Raw genomic sequence first — 19,993 nt, 5'->3', positions numbered from 1 at the left:
ATTCCGTGAGAAGCTGGCTGTTGTGGCTACTGTGTCTGCCATTGAGCGCGACGGCGATTAATGTCGGCACTCTGACGTTTGCGATGGATCAGGACCAATCATTCACCGCCAAGCGGGTGCTGAACAATAACCGCAGCGCGCGTATTTATCAGGTGACTTTGCGAGCCATTGACCGGCCGGGGGAGAATGAGGCTCGCAGCCGCCCGGCGGACGGCGAACTGCTGTTTGCCCCGCGCCAGCTGCAACTGCAGGCCGGGCAGGGCGAATATTACAAGTTCTTCTACCGTGGCCCGCAGGACGATCGCGAACGTTATTACCGGGTATCATTTCGCGAAATTCCCACCCGCCTTTTCGACCCGGCGCAGCGTCAAACTGCCGGCGTCAATCTGGAGCCGATAGTGGTGATGGACACCATTTTGGTGGTGCGCCCACGCCAGAGTCATTTCGCCTATCGGTTGGATCCGCAGCGTGGCACGCTCACTAATACCGGCAACACCTACTTTAAGTTTCTGCTCAAGCCCGGTTGTGACAGTACCGACGAGGAGGGGATCACCGAATACCTGCGCCCCGGTGATACGCTGACCCATGCAGGCATTCGGCTGAAAGGGCAGAAATTTATTATTTATAACGACAAATTTATCAGCGTCGATAAAAGCTGCATTAACTAACGCAGCGGGATCGAAAAGCGGAAACAGGCACCGGTTTGCGGCCGCTCGACCAGTTGGATATCGCTGTCGTGCAGCAGCAAAATGCGCCGAACGATCATCAGTCCCAACCCGCTGGCATGGCGGCGGGCGCTGCTCAGAATCGAAGGGCGCACGAACAGGTCGGCGCGTAGTTCCTGCGGGATGCCCGGGCCGCTGTCATTAACCTGCACCAGCACCTTGCCTGCCTGTTGCCACAGGCGCACCTCAATCTCACCGCCCTGCGGCGTGTGGCGGATGGCGTTGTCCAGCAGGTTGGTCAGTACCCGCTCAATCATGCTGACATCGGCAAACACCAACGGAATGCCGGGGGTAATATCCGCCAGCAGCCTTTGCTGGCGAGCCTCTGCTGCCAATTCGAACTTCTGGAAGACATCCTGCACCAGTTCGCTGAGTGAGAACGGCTCTTTCTGCGGTTTCACCACGCCATATTCCAGCCGCGCCAATTCGAACAGTTCCTGCGCCAATCGACCTACTTTGCGGCTCTGCGCCAAGGCGATCTCCAGATAGCGTTGACGATCGTTTTCGCTCAGGTTGGCGGACTTGACCGACAGGGTTTCCAGATAGCCGTGCAGTGACGTCAGTGGGGTACGCAGATCGTGCGAGATGTTGGCGATAAATTCGCGGCGTTGCTGATCCTGCTGCGAAAGCGTCTGCCACTGTTCGGCGATACGCTGCGCCATGCTGCGGAATGCCTGCTGCAGTCGGCTGACTTCATCGCGACCGCCGCTGTCGGCCGGCAGTGCTGCATAGGCTTGTACTGCCGCGATGCCACCGCTGTCCAACTCACTGACCTGACGTGTCAAACGGCGGATAGGTCGGGTCACCCAATAAAACGCAAAACCACCGGCCACCAGACTAAATAGCACCATCAGGCCCGAGGTCCACAGCGCCATGGAGACCGCAGAGTTATGCAAAGCATGGCTGGTTAACGCGTCGTAATCCTCGCCCAGTAGCACCACATACAAATAGCCCTCAACCTGGCCATTGACCTTGAGCGGCGCGGCGCTGAACACTTTTTTGGCATCCGGATTACGCGGGTCATCGCCGTAAACCGGCATACTGGCACCCTCAAACAGCGCCTGCAGCGGCTGTAAATCCACTTTCTGCCGTTTCAGGTGACCGGCCGGTGCGGCGTTGCCGATAATCTCGCCCTGCTTATCGAGCAGGTACACCTCAACGCTGGGATTCACCGCCATCAGTTGACCGAACAGGTTTTGCACCGACTGCGCGTTCAGCCCGTTTTGCCCCAACAGCGGGTTGCTGTCGGCAATGTGCTGCGCCAGATTACCGGACAGTCGTTGGATCACCGCCTGGCTGTACTGGGTGCTGCTGCGCACCTGCATCCAGCCGGAGATGGCGCAGCTGACTACCATCAACAGGGCGAAGATCAGGGTCAGGCGTTGCGTTAGCGTAAGATTTTTCATGGTTTACTCTTGCGGCACCGCCGCGAATTTATAGCCCATGCCCCACACGGTGAGGATGCGCTCGGGTTCCGCCGGATTGGTTTCGATCTTGATACGCAGCCGGTTGATATGAGTATTCACGGTGTGCTCGTAGCCTTCATGCTGATAACCCCACACCTGATTGAGCAGGCTGAGGCGGGAAAATACCTTGCCGGGGTGTTTGGCAAAAAAATACAGCAGGTCAAATTCACGCGGCGTCAGATCGACCGTCTGCTGGTTCAAATGCACTTCACGGGCAATCGGATCTATGGTCAAGCCGTCAAAACTGAGCGTGCCGGCGTCCATTCGCAGGTTGCGGCTCATCGCCTCTTGACGGCGAAACAGCGCTTTGACCCTGGCCACCAGCTCCAGCATGGAAAAGGGTTTGGCGAGGTAGTCGTCAGCGCCCAGCTCCAATCCCAGCACGCGATGCACTTCGCTGGAACGCGCACTGGTGATGATGATCGGCGTGTAGCGTGTCATATTGCGTGCCCGACGGCAGATCTCCAGCCCGTCGATCCCCGGCAGCATCAGATCGAGGATCAGCGCGTCCCAGCCGCCCTGTTCCAGCATCGCCATACCCAGATTGCCATCGGCGGCATGGCTGATGTCATAGCCTTCATCACGCAGATGTAATTGCAGCAGCTCTGCGATATTGCCGTCATCCTCGACGATTAAAATTTTCTTTGGCTTATCCATTCTTCTCACCGCTGATTGCCAGACCTGATTGAAGTCTACACAAGCGACGCAGCCGGAGTTATCACATTTTATTTAACTTTGCGTGAGGTCTTGGGGAACAAATCAGGCGGATACTCAGCACATCGAAACCGCCACCCTCAGGAGAGCCCCATGGCCATGTCCATTACGCCGGAAAAACCGGTGCTGATCCATCCGCTGTGGCTGCGCCTAACGCACTGGCTGAATGCGCTGGCGATGTTGATCATGGTGGCCAGCGGCTGGCGCATCTATAACGCTTCGCCGTTGTTTAACTTCAGTTTTATCAATGAGCTGACGCTGGGCGGTTGGTTGGGCGGCGCGTTGCAGTGGCACTTTGCCGGCATGTGGCTGTTTGGCATTAACGGTCTGTGTTATCTGCTGATTAATATTTTCAGTGGCCGGCTGAAACGCAAATTCTGGCCGCTCAGCCCGAAAGCCTTACTCGGCGATTTGCTGGCAGCGCTGCGGGGCAAGCTCGGCCATAACGATTTACGCCATTACAACATGGTGCAGCGGGCAGCCTACCTGTTTGTGATGGTGGCGGGCGTGGTGATGGTGCTTTCCGGCCTGGTGCTGTGGAAGTCGGTGCAATTTCCGCTGCTGCGTGAGCTGCTCGGTGGCTATGACGCGGCACGCTATATCCACTTTTTTGCCATGTCGGCGCTGGTGGGGTTTGTGGTGGTGCATCTGGTGATGGTAGCGCTGGTGCCACGCACGTTGTTGGCCATGCTGCGTGGACGTTAAGGAGAGCCCGATGAAAGCAGATAAACAGCCGATCAACCTGAGCGAAGGGTGGGAGATCGTCAGGGAGGCGCAGCAATTGCTGGCACGCCAACTGGAGTCTTCTTCGCGGCGGCGCTTCCTGCGCAACGGGCTGACGCTGGGCGGTATTGCGATGCTCACCGGTTGTGACATCAGCGACAACGCCAATGTGGAACAGGCGCTGAACCGCATCTCGCGGTTTAACGATCGGGTACAGGGCTGGCTGTTCAATGCCGACCATCTGGCACCGGTGTACCCCGAATCGATGATCACCCGTCCGTTCCCGTTCAATGCGTTTTATGCCGAGGAACAGGCACCGGATATTAATGGCGACGACTATCGGCTGGAAGTCAGCGGACTGGTGCTGAATAAGCAGCCCTGGACGCTGCCGCAATTGCACAAGATGACGCAAATCAGTCAGGTGACGCGCCATATCTGCGTAGAGGGTTGGAGTGCGATCGGCAAGTGGGGCGGGGTGCCGTTCGCGGAATTTCTCCAGGCGATCGGTGCGGACCTGAGCGCCAAATATGTCAGTTTCAAATGCGCCGACGATTACTACACCAGCATCGATATGGCCACGGCGCTGCATCCACAAACCATTATGGCGCTGACTTACGACGGCCAGATCCTGCCACGTAAATACGGCTACCCGATGAAGCTGCGCATGCCGACCAAGCTCGGCTACAAGAATCCGAAACACATTCAGGTGATTGAAGTCACCAACCGTTTTCCCGGCGGTTACTGGGAAGATCAAGGTTACAACTGGTTTGGCGGCAGCTAACGAAGGCCGCAACTATCCCCCGGCACACAGGTGCTTTTTAAATGAGAGAAGGAAATACCATGAAAAAGTTATTCGCAGTGATGATGTGTAGCGCGTTGATGTTGGGTTCTGTCGCTGCCAATGCGGCAGACAGCATGAGCAAAGACGCGATGAAAAAGGACAACATGGGCCAGATGTCTCATGACGGCATGGCTAAAGATGGCATGAAAAAAGACGCCATGAAGAAAGACTGCATGAGCAAGGATTGCATGAAGAAGGACAGTATGAGTAAAGATGCGATGAAACACGACGGCATGAAGAAAGACAGTATGGCCAAAGACGGCATGAAAAAAGATGAAATGAAAAAAGACAGCATGGCGAAATAAGTGCTGCAGACTCAGGTTAGCCTGAAAACCTAAGGCCACGTGATGTGGCCTTAGGCATTTTAACGCTTACATATCCGGGAAGGTCAGGGTATTCCCCGGCGCCTCGCGGTGGATGTGCACAAAGTTCAGGTGTTTTTCGTACTGATCGAGGATATCGCCGATCACCTGTTCCTTGCTGTAGTCCATCAGGTCATTGCCCTGGGTGCCTTCCATCAGGAAGGTTTCCAACCGGTAGTAGTGAGATTTACCGGAGCGGGCGCGATAGGTAAAGCCCGGCACGGAGTAACGTTGTGGCCAGATTTGGTAGGTAAAGTTCTGCTCTTCACCCAAATGCACCAGCAACTCCAGATGGTTTAAACGCTCATCTTCGGTTGGTGGCACCTCACTGAACTCCACTTTGGCACCGCGCAATTCCAGCTCACGCGCCACTTCCTGCATCGCCGGCCGGCAGCGGGTATCCATCATTTTCTGCGTGTATTGGGTACCCGGATAATTCATCACCCGTGACAGGCGCTGTTTCCAGTTCAACACGTCATTGCTGGACACCGGCATCGGTGCAGTCGTATTCAGGGCGCTGGCCTTGCGGTAATCCTCTACCCGCAGCGATTTATACAGCCCGGCCATCACAAAGAAGATCACAAAGCTGAACGGCAGGCCCATGATCACCGTGGTTTTTTGCAGCGCGGGCACGCCGTCGGTCATCAACATACCTATGGTCAGCAGGCCAATCGCTACCGACCAGAAAATACGCAGCCAGTTGGGGGCATCATTGTTGATGTCGCTCAGGCGCGAGGTGAAGTTACCCAGCACCAGCGAACCGGAGTCCGCCGAGGTGACGTAAAACAGCAGGCCAGTGATAGTCGCCACCGAGGCGCTGAAGGTAAAGCCCGGGTACTGCGCCAGCAGGCTGTAGAAACCGCGTTCCGGGTACTGCATCACTTCCTGCGCAAAGGCAGCGTTGCCGTGAATAATCTGGTACAGCGCGCTGTTACCGAAGATCGACAGCCACAGCAGAGTAAACACGAAAGGAATAATCAGCGTGCCGACCACAAACTGGCGGATGGTACGCCCGCGTGAAATTCGCGCCAGGAACAGGCCGACAAAGGGTGCCCAGGCTACCCACCAGGCCCAGAAGAACAGGGTCCAGTTGTTCATCCACTCTACCGGACGATCGAAGGCGAAGCTGTTAAGCGTCATACCCATGAAGCGGTTGACGTAATCGCCGACGTTGAGCACCAGCGCATTAAGCAGGAACTCGGTATCGCCGAAGAACAGCACGAACAGGATCAGCCCCAGAGCCAGCAGCACGTTGAGCTCGGAAAGAATACGGATGCCCTTGTTGACGCCGGAGGTCACCGAAATAGTGGCCATGATCACCGACAGCAGGATCAACGCGGCCTGAACTGTCAGGTTTTCCGGTATGTGGAACAGGACTTTCAGCCCGTAGTTCAACTGCACCACGCCAATGCCGAGCGTGGTGGCGATACCGAAGATGGTGCCCAGTACCGCAGCAATATCAACGCTGTGGCCGATCGGGCCGTTGATGCGCTTACCGAAGATCGGGTACAGCGCCGAACGGATGGTCAGCGGCAGGTTATAGCGGTAGCTGAAGTAGCCAAGAGCGATGCCCATCAGCGCATACATCGACCAACCGGTCAGCCCGTAGTGGAACAGCGTCCAGACCATCGCCTGGCGTGCGGCTTCCAGCGTCTGGCCCTGGCCTTCCGGCGGCATCATATATTGTGTCACCGGTTCGGCGACCGAGAAGAACATCAGATCGATGCCGATACCGGCGGCAAACAGCATCGCTGCCCAGCTCATCAGGCTGAATTCGGGTTTTGATTGTTCAGGCCCGAGCTTGATTGAACCAAAGCGTGAAGCGGCGATAAACACCACAAATACGATGTACAGGGTAGCGGCCAGCAGATAGTACCAGCCGAAGGTGGTAGAAACCCAATTCAGGGTGCGGGTGATCCATCGCCCGGAGAAATCGGTAAAAAAGATAGTCATCAGCGAGAAGGCCAGGATCAGCCCCGCGGAGGTGAAGAAAACCACAGGATTAAGGCCATCCTTTTGTGGTTTTGAGGAGGTTTCGCGTGTTGTCATCGTCTTCCTCTGTTTTTTAACAACTGAGTAAAATCGTGCCCACACACCAGCCTGAACGACACTCAGGTGTCGCCCGGAAACAGTGCGGATAAAAACGCCGCGGCAATTGCTGTTCTGCTTGCCAAAAGTTGCCGCTTTGTTTGTTAACGAAACGGGAAATCGTTTCGTGGTGGGAACCGCTTACAGACACTGATTTTGGTCAGATTCGTTAAATACCTCACGAAAATCAGCCAGTTCCACAACCGAAAAGTACATATTTGTAACCAAGCGGTAATAAAATATATGCAATTTTTATTGAACGTTCAATCAAAAAAAAGTTTAATAGTTGCCATGAAGACCAAGTTCAGCAGGCGGAAAGACGGTGAAATCCCGCCGCTGAGACGAGGCCGAAGTCGGTTTTGTGAGAGTCGAATTATGCCAAAGGTAGGAATGCAGCCGATCAGAAGGCAGCAGTTGATAGATGCCACGCTGGCCGCAGTCAATGAAGTTGGAATGCATGACGCCACTATTGTGCAGATAGCGCGACGGGCGGGCGTTTCCAACGGCATTATCAGCCACTATTTCAAGGATAAGAACGGCCTGCTGGAAGCCACAATGCGCTATTTGATTAGCCATTTGGGCGAGGCGGTGAAGCTGCGGTTACAGGCGTTGAGCGACCACAGCCCGGCATCACGGCTGCAGGCGATCGTCGCCGGTAACTTCGACGACAGTCAGATCAACAGCGCGGCGATGAAAACCTGGTTGGCTTTTTGGGCCAGCAGTCTGCACCAACCGCAGCTTAACCGGTTGCAACAGGTGAACGGTCGTCGTTTGTATTCCAACCTGTGTGCTGAATTTAGCCGCGAACTGCCGAAGACGCAGGCACGGCTGGCGGCCAAAGGGCTGGCGGCATTGATTGACGGTCTGTGGTTACGCAGCGCGTTGCGCGGTGCGGCGTTTAATCAGGCACAGGCGATTGCGCTCACTACCGATTACATTACGTTTCAACTCCGGGGGCACACGCCACCCTGAGGACAACCCAAGGAGAACCTATGTCCCGTTTTGGCTTACAGAAGCTCTATATTAATGGTGCCTATGTAGACAGTACCGATGGAAAAACCTTCAACGCAGTGAACCCGGCGAATGGCGAAGTGCTTGCCGAGATCCAGTCCGCCAGCGCTGAAGACGTCAACCGTGCGGTTGCCAGCGCAGCCAGTGGACAGAAGGTATGGGCGGCGATGACGGCGATGGCACGTTCTCGTATCCTGCGTCGTGCGGTGGATATTCTGCGTGAGTGCAACGACGAACTGGCCGCGCTGGAAACGCTGGATACCGGCAAGGCGATGTCGGAAACCATGGCGGTAGATATTGTCACCGGTGCCGACGTGCTGGAATATTACGCTGGCCTTATCCCGGCTATCGAAGGGCAGCAGATCCCGCTGCGCGACACTTCTTTTGTTTATACCCGCCGAGAGCCGCTGGGCGTGGTGGCCGGTATCGGTGCCTGGAACTACCCGATTCAAATTGCCTTGTGGAAATCTGCGCCAGCGCTGGCCGCGGGCAATGCCATGATCTTCAAACCGAGCGAAGTGACTTCTTTGACGGCGCTGAAGCTGGCCGAGATCTACACCGAAGCCGGCCTGCCGGACGGCGTGTTCAATGTGGTCACCGGCAGTGGTGCAGAAGTCGGTCAGTACCTGACCGATCATCCGGGCATCGCCAAGGTGTCGTTCACCGGCGGCGTGAAAACCGGCAAAAAAGTGATGGCTAACGCCTCCGGCTCGACGCTGAAAGAAGTCACCATGGAACTGGGCGGTAAATCGCCGCTGATCATCTTTGATGACGCCGACTTGGATCGCGCCGCCGATATTGCCATGATGGCCAATTTCTACAGCTCCGGCCAGGTGTGTACCAACGGTACCCGCGTGTTTGTACCGGCAGCGCTGCAGGCGCAATTCGAAGCCAAAATTCTCGAACGGGTAAACCGCATTCGTCTGGGTGATCCTACCGATCCGCAAACCAATTTTGGCCCGCTGGTCAGCTTCGCGCACATGGAGTCGGTGCTGCGCTTTATCGAAAGTGGTAAGAACAGCGGCGCGCGTCTGCTGTGCGGCGGCGAGCGTGTGACGGCCGGTGAATTTTCCAAGGGCGCTTATGTGGCCCCGACGGTATTTAGCGATTGCCGTGACGAGATGGAAATCGTGCGAGAAGAGATCTTCGGGCCGGTCATGAGCATCCTCAGCTATCACAGCGAAGAAGAAGTGATACGTCGCGCCAACGATACTGCCTTTGGCCTGGCTGCCGGGGTTGTCACTAACGATCTGACCCGCGCCCACCGGGTGATCCACCAACTGGAAGCCGGCATCTGCTGGATTAACACCTGGGGCGAGTCGGCGGCGGAAATGCCGGTTGGCGGCTACAAGCAGTCTGGCGTCGGTCGCGAGAATGGCCTCGGTACGCTGGAACACTACACCCAAATTAAGTCGATTCAGGTCGAGCTGGGTGAATATATTTCCATCTTTTAAACACCCCATTATCGATTAAATGCTTGTCCGGGCATCCTAAGCTATTAATCATAAAAATATACACCCAATGGATTTCAAGTCACAGCTAGGCGGCAAGTGCGGGAGTCCCCAGGAGCTTACTTAAGTAAGTGACTGGGGTGAGCGCATGCAGCCAACAACGCTGTGGCTTGAAAGACGAAGGGGATAAGGAGATATCGATGGAATACGATTACATCATTATCGGGGCCGGCTCGGCCGGTAACGTATTAGCCACCCGTTTAACCGAAGACGCTGACGTCAGCGTGCTGCTGCTGGAAGCCGGCGGCCCGGACTATCGGATGGATTTTCGCACTCAGATGCCCGCTGCGTTGGCATTCCCGCTGCAGGGTCGCCGTTACAACTGGGCCTATGAAACCGATCCTGAGCCACACATGGACAATCGTCGCATGGAATGTGGCCGTGGTAAGGGACTGGGCGGTTCATCGCTAATTAATGGCATGTGCTACATCCGCGGTAACGCGATGGATTTCGACAATTGGGCGAAGGCACCGGGTCTGGAAGACTGGAGCTACCTGGATTGTCTGCCGTATTTCCGCAAGGCGGAAACCCGCGACATCGGCCCGAATGATTTCCACGGCGGCGAGGGCCCGGTCAGCGTAACTACGCCGAAGGCCGGTAATAACGAGTTATTCCACGCGATGGTGGAGGCTGGCGTGCAGGCGGGTTATCCGCGTACCGATGATCTTAATGGTTACCAGCAGGAAGGCTTCGGCCCGATGGATCGTACCGTCACGCCGAAAGGTCGTCGTGCCAGCACCGCCCGTGGTTATCTGGATCAGGCGCGTTCCCGCCCTAATTTGAAGATTGTGACCCATGCGCTGACCGACCGCATCCGTTTCGACGGCAAGCGGGCGGTGGGTGTTGATTACTTGCAGGGTGAGGCCAAGGAGATCACCAGTGCGCGTGCGCGCCGGGAAGTGTTGCTGTGCGCAGGGGCGATCGCGTCACCGCAGATCCTGCAACGTTCCGGCGTGGGACCTGCCTCGCTGCTGAACCGTCTGGACATTGAGCTGGTGCACGATCTGCCGGGCGTGGGTGAGAACCTGCAGGACCACCTGGAAATGTACTTGCAGTACGCCTGTAAAAAACCGGTCTCGTTATACCCGGCGCTGCAATGGTTTAACCAGCCAAAAATTGGCGCGGAATGGCTTTTCAACGGCAGCGGCATTGGCGCCAGCAACCAGTTTGAAGCCGGTGGCTTTATCCGCAGCCGGGAAGAGTTCGCCTGGCCGAACATTCAGTATCATTTCCTGCCGGTGGCGATTAACTACAACGGCAGCAATGCGGTGAAAGAGCACGGTTTTCAGGCTCACGTCGGTTCGATGCGCTCGCCGAGCCGCGGTCGGGTGCAGGTGAAATCCAAAGATCCGCGCCAGCACCCGAGCATTCTGTTCAACTACATGGCGACAGAGCAGGACTGGCAAGAGTTCCGCGATGCCATTCGCATCACGCGTGAAATCATGGCGCAGCCAGCGCTGGATGAGTACCGGGGGCGTGAAATCAGTCCTGGGCCGGAAGTCCAGACCGACGAACAGTTGGATGCTTTTGTGCGTGAGCATGCCGAAACCGCATTCCATCCTTCCTGCTCATGCAAAATGGGTGAAGACGAGATGGCGGTGGTTGATGGGCAGGGCCGGGTGCACGGCATGGAAGGGCTGCGGGTGGTGGACGCCTCCATTATGCCGTTGATCATTACCGGTAACCTGAATGCTACCACCATCATGATCGCCGAGAAAATAGCCGATCGTATCCGCCAGCGCACGCCGCTGCCGCGCAGCACCGCCGAATATTATGTGGCTGGTGACGCCCCGGCGCGCAAGGCGTAACCCACATGTCCTCTCGCCGTTAAGGGGTAAGGCTGCCGTAGCAAGCAACCCCTCTCCAAAGTCCTTCCCTGAGGCGAGGGGACAATCCACCGATTAAACCGGCAGGGCGATCGCCTGATCGAAACTGTTGGGTGTCGCCATACGCCACATGCGCGCATAGAAATCGCTTTCAATCTCTTTTTGCAACAGTGCCCCAGGTTTCAGGTAGTAATAGATGTCGGCATAGACCTTGATTTCCGTTGAGGTAATGCGGCGCAGCATATGGTGCGAGGTCAGCTGTTCCGGGCGACTGACCCCGGCAGCCGCCAACATTTCCGCCAGCGCTTTTACCGTATTCTGGTGGAAATGATAAACGCGCTCCGCTTTGTTCGGTACCACCAGTGCTTTTTGTCGTAGCGGATCTTGGGTGGCAACACCGGTTGGGCAGTGGTTGGTGTGGCAACTCTGTGACTGAATGCAGCCGACGGCGAACATAAAGCCGCGTGCGGAGTTCACCCAATCGGCACCCAGCACTAACACGCTGGCGATGTCGAAGGCGCTGATGATTTTGCCGCTGGCGCCGACTTTGACCTTGTCACGCAACCCGCAGCCGACCAGGGTGTTATGCACAAACAGTAATCCTTCGCGCAGCGGCATGCCCATATAGTTGGACAGCTCAAGCGGCGCGGCACCGGTCCCACCTTCCTTACCGTCCACCACGATAAAGTCCGGCAATATTTGGGTTTGCAGCATGGCTTTGACGATGGCGACAAACTCCCATGGGTGGCCGATACACAGCTTGAAACCCACGGGTTTTCCGCCGGAGAGTTCGCGTAGCTGCTGAATGAAGTGCATCATTTCCACCGGGGTGCTGAAGGCACTGTGCGAGGCCGGAGAAATACAGTCGACCCCTTCTGGGACGCCGCGCGTCGCGGCAATTTCCGCATCCACTTTTTTAGCCGGCAGAATGCCGCCATGGCCCGGCTTGGCACCCTGACTGAGTTTGATTTCAATCATTTTGACCTGCGGGTTTTTAGCCTGCTCGGCAAAGCGCTGTGGATCAAAATGGCCGTCGGCGGTACGGCAGCCAAAATAACCACTGCCCAGTTCCCACACCAGGTCACCGCCGTTCTCTCGGTGATAGCGACTAATACTGCCTTCACCGGTGTCGTGGTAGAAATTGCCTTTCGCTGCACCCAGGTTAAGAGCACGAATAGCGTTGGCCGACAGGGCGCCGAAACTCATGGCGGAGATGTTGAAAATAGAGGCGGAGTAGGGCTGGCTGCAGCCAGGGCCGCCGATCGCCACGCGAAAACTGGTCGGGTCGGACACCTCCACTGGGCGCATGGAATGGCCGATGCATTCATAGCCGGTTTGATAAACATCCAACTGGGTGCCGAACGGTTTGTCACCCATCTCGTTTTTGGCCCGACGATAAACCAGCGTGCGTTGGGTGCGTGAGAACGGGATCTGCGCGTTATCTTCTTCCAATAAATACTGGCGTATTTCCGGGCGGATAAATTCGAAGAAAAAGCGCAAACGGCCGATGATCGGGTAGTTACGGCAGATAGCGTGGCGCTGTTGGGTCAGATCGTAAATACCCAGTGCGCTCAGACCACCAAAAATGATCGTTGGCAGCCAAAACCAAGGCTGGTGCGGCAATAGTGCCAATGACACCAGTGTCAGCAAGAGGCTCAACACAAGACAGGTATAACGGCTGAATAAGGATGACTTCATAACATCTCCTGATGTTTTTTTGATCCAGACGACATGGCTCACGGGAAATTTCCGTGGCTGGATCCTAACCAACAGGCAGAAGTGTTATTTGGCTGTTACTGCTTTATCGTTCATTGTTACATTATTTTAACGTAACCAAGGGAAAAGGCCGCCGGGCGGCGGCCTGAAGGTTTACTTGCTGGCGACGAAGATAGTGCTCATGCTGCGCAAACGCAGTTTTTTCATCGCACTGTATTTCTGAGAGAAAATGGTTTTGGGATGAGTGCCGCGCTTTTGGGCAATATGCAGCAGGCTGTCGCCACGCAACAAATTGAAAATAACGTCACTTTCCGCCGGGCTGAGTTCCCGGGTTTTCTGCATTTTTATCCCGCCGGGCTCTTTGCTTTCCAACAGGTTTTGTATTTTTTCCTGCAGCGAATAAAGTGGAATGCGCGTCGAGACCAATTCAACGGAAATCCCCAGGATCGATAATAACTTTACTACGCGCTCATCGTCATAAAACACCAGCAGGCGTGTTTTTGAGTTGTATTGCTGATGTAAAGACACCAGGCTTTCAATGACGTTGACGCTTTGCTCCAGATTTTGTGAGGTGAAGATCAGGGCGATGTCGTGTTTAATTATTTTCTCCGCCTTGGCTCCGCCGTGCATGAAATCCGAGAACAGTCTGATATCGTACTTACCGTAATGTTTTTTCAGTAATACCGAAAGGCCGACATAGCTGTACTTACACTCACTAATCACAAGGACATTGTTTTTAGACATAATGGCAAACACCCATAATGAGTTAAAAGTATTCAGCTGTAAGAAGCGAGTTCAAATCCTTGATGTCGGATTCCTTCCACAGCTTTCCCTGCAGTGCGTAATATGGCATTTCGTCCAGCCATCTTTTATGTTCGGGAGTTTCTACCCCTTCGATAATCACCTTGTAATGATTAAGGTGAAAAAAACGCAATAAAGCGCGCATTAAACCGTCACCGCCGGACTTTTTCATAAAGTCCCACAATAAAAAACGGTCGAGTTTAACGAAGCGGAACTGGCTGTTATACAACGCAGAAAAACCCGCGTAGCCAGAACCAAAATCATCGAGCCAAAATGAATAGCTCTTGAGTGAGGGATCGCCATGGACGCGATCTTTTACCAGTCGGGTTGAGTTCTCACTGATTTCGAAATGAATACAGCGAGTAGCGCTGATTCTTTCTGCAAAATGGCTATTGGCCAAAGATCTCAGAGAATGGTCGTCCACATTTAATGTGGCTATCACCTGATTGTCGCGAAACCAGTGGTTATATTTCTCTATCAGACTGACTTGCTCTAACAGAATCTCAATCCGGGTGGCGCTATCGGCAGTGCGAAAGAATTGTTCAGGAGAAAAATGCGCATATTCACTATTAAAAGTGAATCGTGACAGGCACTCAACGGCCAGCAATTGTCCAGATTTTGCGAACATAGGCTGGAAAACATAATTAATTCCGTTATTTTGCTCTCTAAAAGAACTGCGCATTCCTCAATCCCTTGATTGATATACAACTATCTGTTTTATAACGAAAATAAAATAAAATCAGTCTGTTTATAGGTAAATATCTTATTTGATGCAGCCAAGATGAGCAATGCCGCTTACAGACCCTTAAATGCGCAATTTGTCGCGAAGTCTAAACCGCTCAAAATGTAATAAAATGTTAATAAACGGAATAATGTGCTGTTAATCAAGCCTTAAGGCAAAATCTCCGACTGCATGCCTTTCTAAATCACAGATTATTCCTATTCGATTGAATCGTCAACATCGATCGATAGGTATTTGTTGATAGTTTATTCCTATCAAGAGGGGGGTTATGAATGTTTTAAACGATTTAACAATAAGAATACGCTTAGTCTATATTTCGGCGGGTAATGGATTCATCGGGGCTTCATTCCTGACAAGGAGTTGCATCGTTGAATGTACTTAATGGTTGTATTAATTCATCGAGAGTCTAAATATGAAAATCTCTAAACTGTCTGCTGTATTAGCATTGGCTGTAAGCACCGTAGGTATTTCTTCTTTCTCTGCGCAAGCTGCGGACGGTACTATTACTTTTAACGGTAAAGTAACTGACCAAACTTGTACTATCAGCACCCCAGGCGGTAAAGATTTCACCGTAACTCTGCCTACAGTTTCTGCTTCTACCCTGGCAACTCAGAGCTCAACTGCCGGTCGTACGCCATTCGCGATCAACCTGACTCAATGTTCTAAAGGTCAGGTAGCTACTTATTTTGAGCCAGGCGCAACTGTTGATTTCAATACTGGTCGTCTGAATAACCAAGCACAAGCTGATGCTGCAACTAACGTGCAGATTCAACTGTTAGGTAGCAACAACCAGTTCCTGCCTATTCTGGCGGCTGGCGCTAACGGTGCACAGAATAACTCCCAGTGGGTTACTGTTGCTAACGAAGGCGACTCTGCTGACCTGAACTACTATGCAGAATATTATGCAACTAACGCAGCAGGCGCTGGTGATGTGACTTCTAGCGTTCAATACACCATTATTTACCAATAAGTAATATTCTTATTCGGGCGGGTGGTTTATTCCCCCGCCGTTTTTCCCTACCGCAGTGATAAAATAATGAAAAATTCATTTAAAAAATACAGTGCATTGTTGATTGCCATGCTATTCAGTAGCAGCGTTTTTTCCAGTGTCATCATTAACGGTACGCGTATTATTTATCCGGGAAAACAACGGGAAGTTACCGTCCAATTATCAAATAATGGAGCTTCACCGGCATTAATCCAATCCTGGATTGACGAAGGCGATGCGAAAACCACGCCTGAAAACAGCAAAGCGCCATTTATCGTATCTCCGCCAATCAGCCGTGTTGAACCGGCTACGGGTCAGGCACTGCGTGTGTCATTGACTACTACAGCATTGGCACAAGATAAAGAATCCCTGTTCTGGTTGAATGTATTGGAGATCCCTCCAGCACCTACCGGGGCAAGCAGTAATACACCAGAGAACTTCTTACAGGTGGCTTTCCGCACCCGCGTCAAACTGCTGTATCGTCCGGCCGGTCTGACTGGCGAAGCGAACGATGCGCCTGAAAAATTGCAGTGGCGCTTTAGCAGCGCCGGCGTCAGCGTGAAAAACCCAACACCCTATTACGTGTCGTTTACCGAAATAGATGCCGTCGTCAACCAGAAGAAAGTGTCATTGGCACCGCATGGCGACATGTTAGCGCCAGGTCAGGAAAAAACCCTGTCGTTCTCTGGTGACAGCTCACGTATTGCCGACGTTGCATTTACCACTATTAACGATTTTGGCGGACGTGTGTCCCGCACTAAGAATAAGCAAAAGTAACTCTTGGAAGAGAGCCTCATACCCCAGAGCTTTGGCTATTGGTGGGGTGAGCTTAATTTGGTAAAGGAATGCTTTATATGAAAGAGTTACCTATCTCTGCAGCTATTAAATTGGCGTTATTTAACTGTAAATCAATTTTGTTGCTGTCTGGCAGCGCACTTTGTCTGGCTTCCTCCGGTTTCGCCTGGGCTGAAACCACTGCCGACAACAAGAAACCTGCCGCGCCTGTTGAAGCTTCCTTCAACAGTAATTTTTTAATAGGCGATGCACAGGGCGTCGATCTCTCGCGTTTCCGTGATGGTAACCCTATTCTGGCGGGTAAATATTCACTAGATATTTATGTTAACGGTGAATGGAAAGGCAAAAAAAGTATCGATTTCAAAAATGTGCCGGGAAAAAACAGTGCCGATACCTGTTTTAGCCTGTTGTCGTTGGATGAGTTTGGGGTGGATACCGCCGCGATAAGCAGCGATCCTTCTATTAACACCGACACATGTAAAAGTCTGGCTCAGTGGGTACCGGAAGCTTATTACCGTTTTGACACCAGCTCATTGCGTATGGATATCAGTATCCCGCAGGCGGCGTTGCGCCGTAGTGCACGTGGCTATGTCGATCCAAAATTCTGGGATCGTGGTATTACCGCTGGCAGCCTGTCGTATAATTTTAACGCCTTCAATACCCACAGCTCTGCCAACGGCAGCAATTCTGACTCTACCAATGCTTACCTGACGTTGAATGCAGGGCTGAATGTGGCTGGTTGGCAGTTACGCCATGACTCAAACGTTAATTGGCGTTCCAACGAAAGCACTCACTGGCAGAATACCGCGACCTATGCGCAACGAGCCATTCCGGGTGTGCGCGGCATGCTGACGTTGGGTGACAGCTACACCAGCGGCGATTTCTTTGACTCGATTGGTTTTCGCGGCGTGCAAATCGCTACGGATGATCGCATGTTGCCGGACTCTCTGAATGGATATGCGCCGGTTGTGCGCGGGGTGGCTCAAAGTAACGCCTTGGTGGAAATTCGTCAGAATAACCAGTTGATCTATCAGACTACCGTTGCCCCGGGTGAGTTCGTTATCAACGATCTGTATCCTACCGGTTACGGCGGCGATTTGAACGTCACCGTTAATGAGGCCGATGGAAGCAAGCGCCAATTTAGCGTTCCATACGCATCAGTGGCGCAGATGCTCCGCCCAGGTATTCAGCGTTATGCAATGACTGCTGGCCGAGTGCGCGATGATAATTTGAGCAAGGAACCCGACATGTTCCAGGCGACTTATCAGCGCGGGTTTACCAATATTATCACCGGTTACACCGGCGCGATCGCCAGTGATGGTTATGGCGCTGTGTTGTTGGGAAGTGCGGTCGCGACGCCGGTCGGCGCCTTTGCTCTGGATGTGACTCAGTCCAATACCCGTCTGAAGCAAGGTGACCAATCAGGTCAAAGTTATAAGCTCAGCTACAGCAAGTTGATGACGGAAACCAGCACCAACTTCACGATTGCTGCCTATCGCTATTCAACTTCAGGTTATCTCTCTCTGCGAGATGCCGTATTTTCGCGCGACAACGAACGTAAAGGGTTGAGCGCAGATGCGGTTAACCGTCAGCGCAGTGAATACCAACTGACTCTGAACCAGGGGCTGGGCGATAGCTTCGGCTCTTTATACATCACCGGTTCGGTACGTGATTACTGGAACCGTGGCGGCAGTACCAAGCAGTACCAAGTGGGTTATAACAACTATTATGGGCGCGTCACTTACGGCCTTTCCGCTATGCGAACCTCGGATATGTATAACCGTGATGAAACTCGTTATTACCTGACGATGTCGATTCCGTTCAGCGTGGGTTCACAGACCTTGAGCCTGAACAGCTCATTGGGCTATACCGATAATGGTTATGACAGCAGCCGCCTGGGTATTAACGGTTCTACCGGTGAAGACAACAACATTAGCTATAGCGCGACGTTGGCTAACGATCAAACTGGCGGTACCAATAGCAGCGTGAGCGGTGAGTATCGTAGCAGGTTCTCGACGCTTAATGGCTCTTACAGCTACGGCAAAGATTATCGCCAATCGTCGGTTGGAGCTTCGGGCAGCATAGTCGCCCACAGTGGCGGCGTTACCATGACGCCACAACGAGGTCAAACCATGGTGCTGGTAGAGGCACCGGACGCCGCCGGCGCTATTGTGACCAATTCGCCGGGAGTGCGTATCGACGACAACGGTTATGCGGTAGTTCCTTATGTAGCACCATACCGTATGACTAACGTAACGCTCGATCCGAGCGGCATGTCACGCGACGTGGAGCTGGAAAGCAGCAGCCAGCAGATTGCTCCTTACGCCGGAGCTATTGCCCGACTGGAGTTTAAGACTACCAAAGGGCAGGCACTGATCATTCATGCCCTCGGTCCTGATGGCAGTGCGTTGCCGTTTGGTGCCGAAGTTCTGGATACCCGCAATCAGGTTGTCGGTATTGTCGGTCAGGGTAGTCGTATTTACTTGCGTACCGAAGCGCGCAAAGGTTTGTTGCAGGTTAAGTGGGGCACGCAGCCAACGCAGCAGTGTTCAGTCAGCTACAGTGCCAAAGCGCAGAACAATAATACTGACTACGAAATTATTGAAGCGAGTTGCAAATGATAAAATTAATGCGTGTTCCATCGCTGCATAAAAGGTCAGCGAAATACCTGATGCTGTTTGGGCTGATGATGGTTGGCAGTCAAAGTGCATATGCCGCCTGTTCGGTGAGGGCAGGTTACAAGGCTCAGGTGATCAATATGAAGCTTGGGCGTGTGCTGGTTACACCAAGCAGTCAGGTAGGCGATACCCTGGTCACCGGTCAGTTCCCGATCAATCAGGTTAGTAATATCGGCAGTTGTTCAAGAGGTGGTAGCGCGATTGGTAGGATTATGCAGGGCAGCTCTACCAGTTTTACCAATGTATGGAGCACCAATATTCCGGGGATCGGCATCCGTTTGTACCGTGAAGCAGGTTCGGTGAGTAACTTCTACCCGCATGATCTGAGATTTTCCGGTAATACTAACGTTACCCTTAACGGCGGTTATTTCAAGATCGATATTGTTAAAACTGCCGCACAGACTGGCACCGGCCAACTGACCACCGGGCTTTATACCAATTATTATATGGATGGCACGGGTCCTGGGTTGCCACTGCTGCAATCGATTGTTGATGCCAATAGTCTGACAATCGTTACTTCAACCTGTAATGTCGACAGTGGTTCCAAAAACAAGGTTGTTAATTTGGATTCTGTCACGGCAGCGTCTTTTGGTGGTGTTGGTTCAACTCAGGGTGAGAAGGCTTTTGATATTAATATCAATTGCGTAGGTGGCGTGGGTGAGAATCTGTTGCCTGGCACTGCGGGGCAAGGAATTGTGAATGTGCGTTTCGACTACACACAGGATCCTTCGAATGCGCCGGGCGTGATCAAATCAGAAACCGGTGCTAACACAGCATCTGGCGTTGCCGTACAGCTTTTGGCCGGCAATACCACACAGCCGATTAAGAATGGTGATGCGGTCAATGCCGGACGTACTATCCCTAACCAAGCCAATACATTGACCTTACCTCTGAAGGCTCGTTACTATCGTACTGGCTCGACGATTAAAGGCGGCAATATAAAATCGACTGCCGTTTTTACCATCGAATACAACTAAGTTTGTCGCTATTAAAAAAGCCAATGGGA

General features: G+C 53.2%; 17 protein-coding genes. 11 read left to right on the top strand and 6 right to left on the bottom strand.

Annotation, left to right across the window (positions count from 1 at the left end):
• The first annotated feature begins 5 nt into the window (after window positions 1-5).
• Window positions 6-668, top strand: a complete 663-nt coding sequence (locus tag F8R23_RS10085) for a fimbria/pilus periplasmic chaperone (RefSeq protein WP_129938495.1) — start codon at window positions 6-8, stop codon at window positions 666-668.
• Here the strand turns inward: F8R23_RS10085 and F8R23_RS10080 are convergent.
• Together F8R23_RS10080 and F8R23_RS10075 are read right to left on the bottom strand one after the other, a co-directional pair.
• A complete protein-coding gene (locus F8R23_RS10080; RefSeq protein WP_129935445.1) occupies window positions 665-2,131 on the bottom strand; it encodes a sensor histidine kinase in 1,467 nt (488 codons plus the stop codon). The two genes, F8R23_RS10085 and F8R23_RS10080, sit on opposite strands and share 4 nt — an antisense overlap.
• Window positions 2,132-2,134: 3 nt before the next feature.
• Window positions 2,135-2,848, bottom strand: a complete 714-nt coding sequence (locus F8R23_RS10075; RefSeq protein ID WP_129935443.1) for a response regulator transcription factor — start codon at window positions 2,846-2,848, stop codon at window positions 2,135-2,137.
• Between the two features lie 150 nt (window positions 2,849-2,998).
• Between F8R23_RS10075 and F8R23_RS10070 the strand changes: the two genes are divergently transcribed.
• The 3 genes from F8R23_RS10070 to F8R23_RS10060 are packed head-to-tail and all read left to right on the top strand — an operon-like array spanning window position 2,999 to window position 4,774.
• Window positions 2,999-3,610, top strand: coding sequence for a cytochrome b/b6 domain-containing protein (locus tag F8R23_RS10070; RefSeq protein WP_129935441.1), 612 nt, complete (start codon window positions 2,999-3,001; stop codon window positions 3,608-3,610).
• A 10-nt stretch (window positions 3,611-3,620) separates the two neighbouring features.
• Window positions 3,621-4,409: a molybdopterin-dependent oxidoreductase gene (locus F8R23_RS10065; protein ID WP_151415588.1), complete on the top strand. Its 789-nt coding sequence runs from the start codon at window positions 3,621-3,623 to the stop codon at window positions 4,407-4,409.
• Between the two features lie 59 nt (window positions 4,410-4,468).
• Complete coding sequence (locus tag F8R23_RS10060) at window positions 4,469-4,774, top strand: pentapeptide MXKDX repeat protein (protein WP_151415587.1); 306 nt, start codon at window positions 4,469-4,471, stop codon at window positions 4,772-4,774.
• 66 nt (window positions 4,775-4,840) lie between these two features.
• On the opposite strand, the gene F8R23_RS10055 is transcribed toward F8R23_RS10060, so the two are convergent.
• The gene (locus F8R23_RS10055) at window positions 4,841-6,880 is read right to left on the bottom strand and encodes a choline transporter (protein WP_099064074.1); all 2,040 of its coding nucleotides are present in this window, start codon (window positions 6,878-6,880) and stop codon (window positions 4,841-4,843) included.
• A gap of 414 nt (window positions 6,881-7,294) precedes the next feature.
• On the opposite strand from F8R23_RS10055, the gene betI reads away from it, so the two are divergent.
• From betI to betA, 3 genes are all read left to right on the top strand, one after another.
• Complete coding sequence (gene betI / locus F8R23_RS10050; protein ID WP_207213256.1) at window positions 7,295-7,891, top strand: transcriptional regulator BetI; 597 nt, start codon at window positions 7,295-7,297, stop codon at window positions 7,889-7,891.
• A 20-nt stretch (window positions 7,892-7,911) separates the two neighbouring features.
• Window positions 7,912-9,384: a betaine-aldehyde dehydrogenase gene (betB, locus tag F8R23_RS10045; protein WP_151415586.1), complete on the top strand. Its 1,473-nt coding sequence runs from the start codon at window positions 7,912-7,914 to the stop codon at window positions 9,382-9,384.
• Between the two features lie 197 nt (window positions 9,385-9,581).
• Complete coding sequence (gene betA / locus F8R23_RS10040; RefSeq protein ID WP_112348235.1) at window positions 9,582-11,249, top strand: choline dehydrogenase; 1,668 nt, start codon at window positions 9,582-9,584, stop codon at window positions 11,247-11,249.
• 93 nt (window positions 11,250-11,342) lie between these two features.
• Here the strand turns inward: betA and F8R23_RS10035 are convergent, their stop codons facing one another.
• From F8R23_RS10035 to F8R23_RS10025, 3 genes are all read right to left on the bottom strand, one after another.
• Window positions 11,343-12,965 carry an FMN-binding glutamate synthase family protein gene (locus F8R23_RS10035; protein WP_112348236.1) on the bottom strand — a complete coding sequence of 541 codons (1,623 nt, stop codon included), beginning with the start codon at window positions 12,963-12,965 and terminating at the stop codon, window positions 11,343-11,345.
• 171 nt (window positions 12,966-13,136) lie between these two features.
• Window positions 13,137-13,727, bottom strand: coding sequence for a LuxR family transcriptional regulator (locus tag F8R23_RS10030; RefSeq protein WP_061807054.1), 591 nt, complete (start codon window positions 13,725-13,727; stop codon window positions 13,137-13,139).
• A gap of 22 nt (window positions 13,728-13,749) precedes the next feature.
• On the bottom strand, window positions 13,750-14,466 hold the full coding sequence (locus tag F8R23_RS10025) for an EAL domain-containing protein (RefSeq protein ID WP_112348237.1): 717 nt from the start codon (window positions 14,464-14,466) through the stop codon (window positions 13,750-13,752).
• 472 nt (window positions 14,467-14,938) lie between these two features.
• On the opposite strand from F8R23_RS10025, the gene F8R23_RS10020 reads away from it, so the two are divergent.
• From F8R23_RS10020 to F8R23_RS10005, 4 genes are all read left to right on the top strand, one after another.
• A complete protein-coding gene (locus F8R23_RS10020; RefSeq protein ID WP_129935433.1) occupies window positions 14,939-15,496 on the top strand; it encodes a fimbrial protein in 558 nt (185 codons plus the stop codon).
• Window positions 15,497-15,562: 66 nt separating this feature from the next.
• Complete coding sequence (locus F8R23_RS10015) at window positions 15,563-16,291, top strand: fimbrial biogenesis chaperone (protein WP_129935431.1); 729 nt, start codon at window positions 15,563-15,565, stop codon at window positions 16,289-16,291.
• A 77-nt stretch (window positions 16,292-16,368) separates the two neighbouring features.
• Window positions 16,369-18,930: a fimbria/pilus outer membrane usher protein gene (locus tag F8R23_RS10010; protein WP_129938490.1), complete on the top strand. Its 2,562-nt coding sequence runs from the start codon at window positions 16,369-16,371 to the stop codon at window positions 18,928-18,930.
• Window positions 18,927-19,964 (top strand): fimbrial protein, encoded by a 1,038-nt coding sequence (locus F8R23_RS10005; RefSeq protein ID WP_129935427.1) that lies wholly within the window; start codon window positions 18,927-18,929, stop codon window positions 19,962-19,964. Before F8R23_RS10010 ends, F8R23_RS10005 begins: the two co-directional genes overlap by 4 nt.
• Window positions 19,965-19,993 lie beyond the last annotated feature (29 nt).

Source organism: Serratia proteamaculans, from assembly GCF_008830365.1.
Classification (GTDB): Bacteria; Pseudomonadota; Gammaproteobacteria; order Enterobacterales; family Enterobacteriaceae; genus Serratia; species Serratia proteamaculans.
The sequence above is the reverse complement of the archived record's forward strand: the minus strand, read 5'-3'. Positions and strand labels throughout refer to the sequence as shown.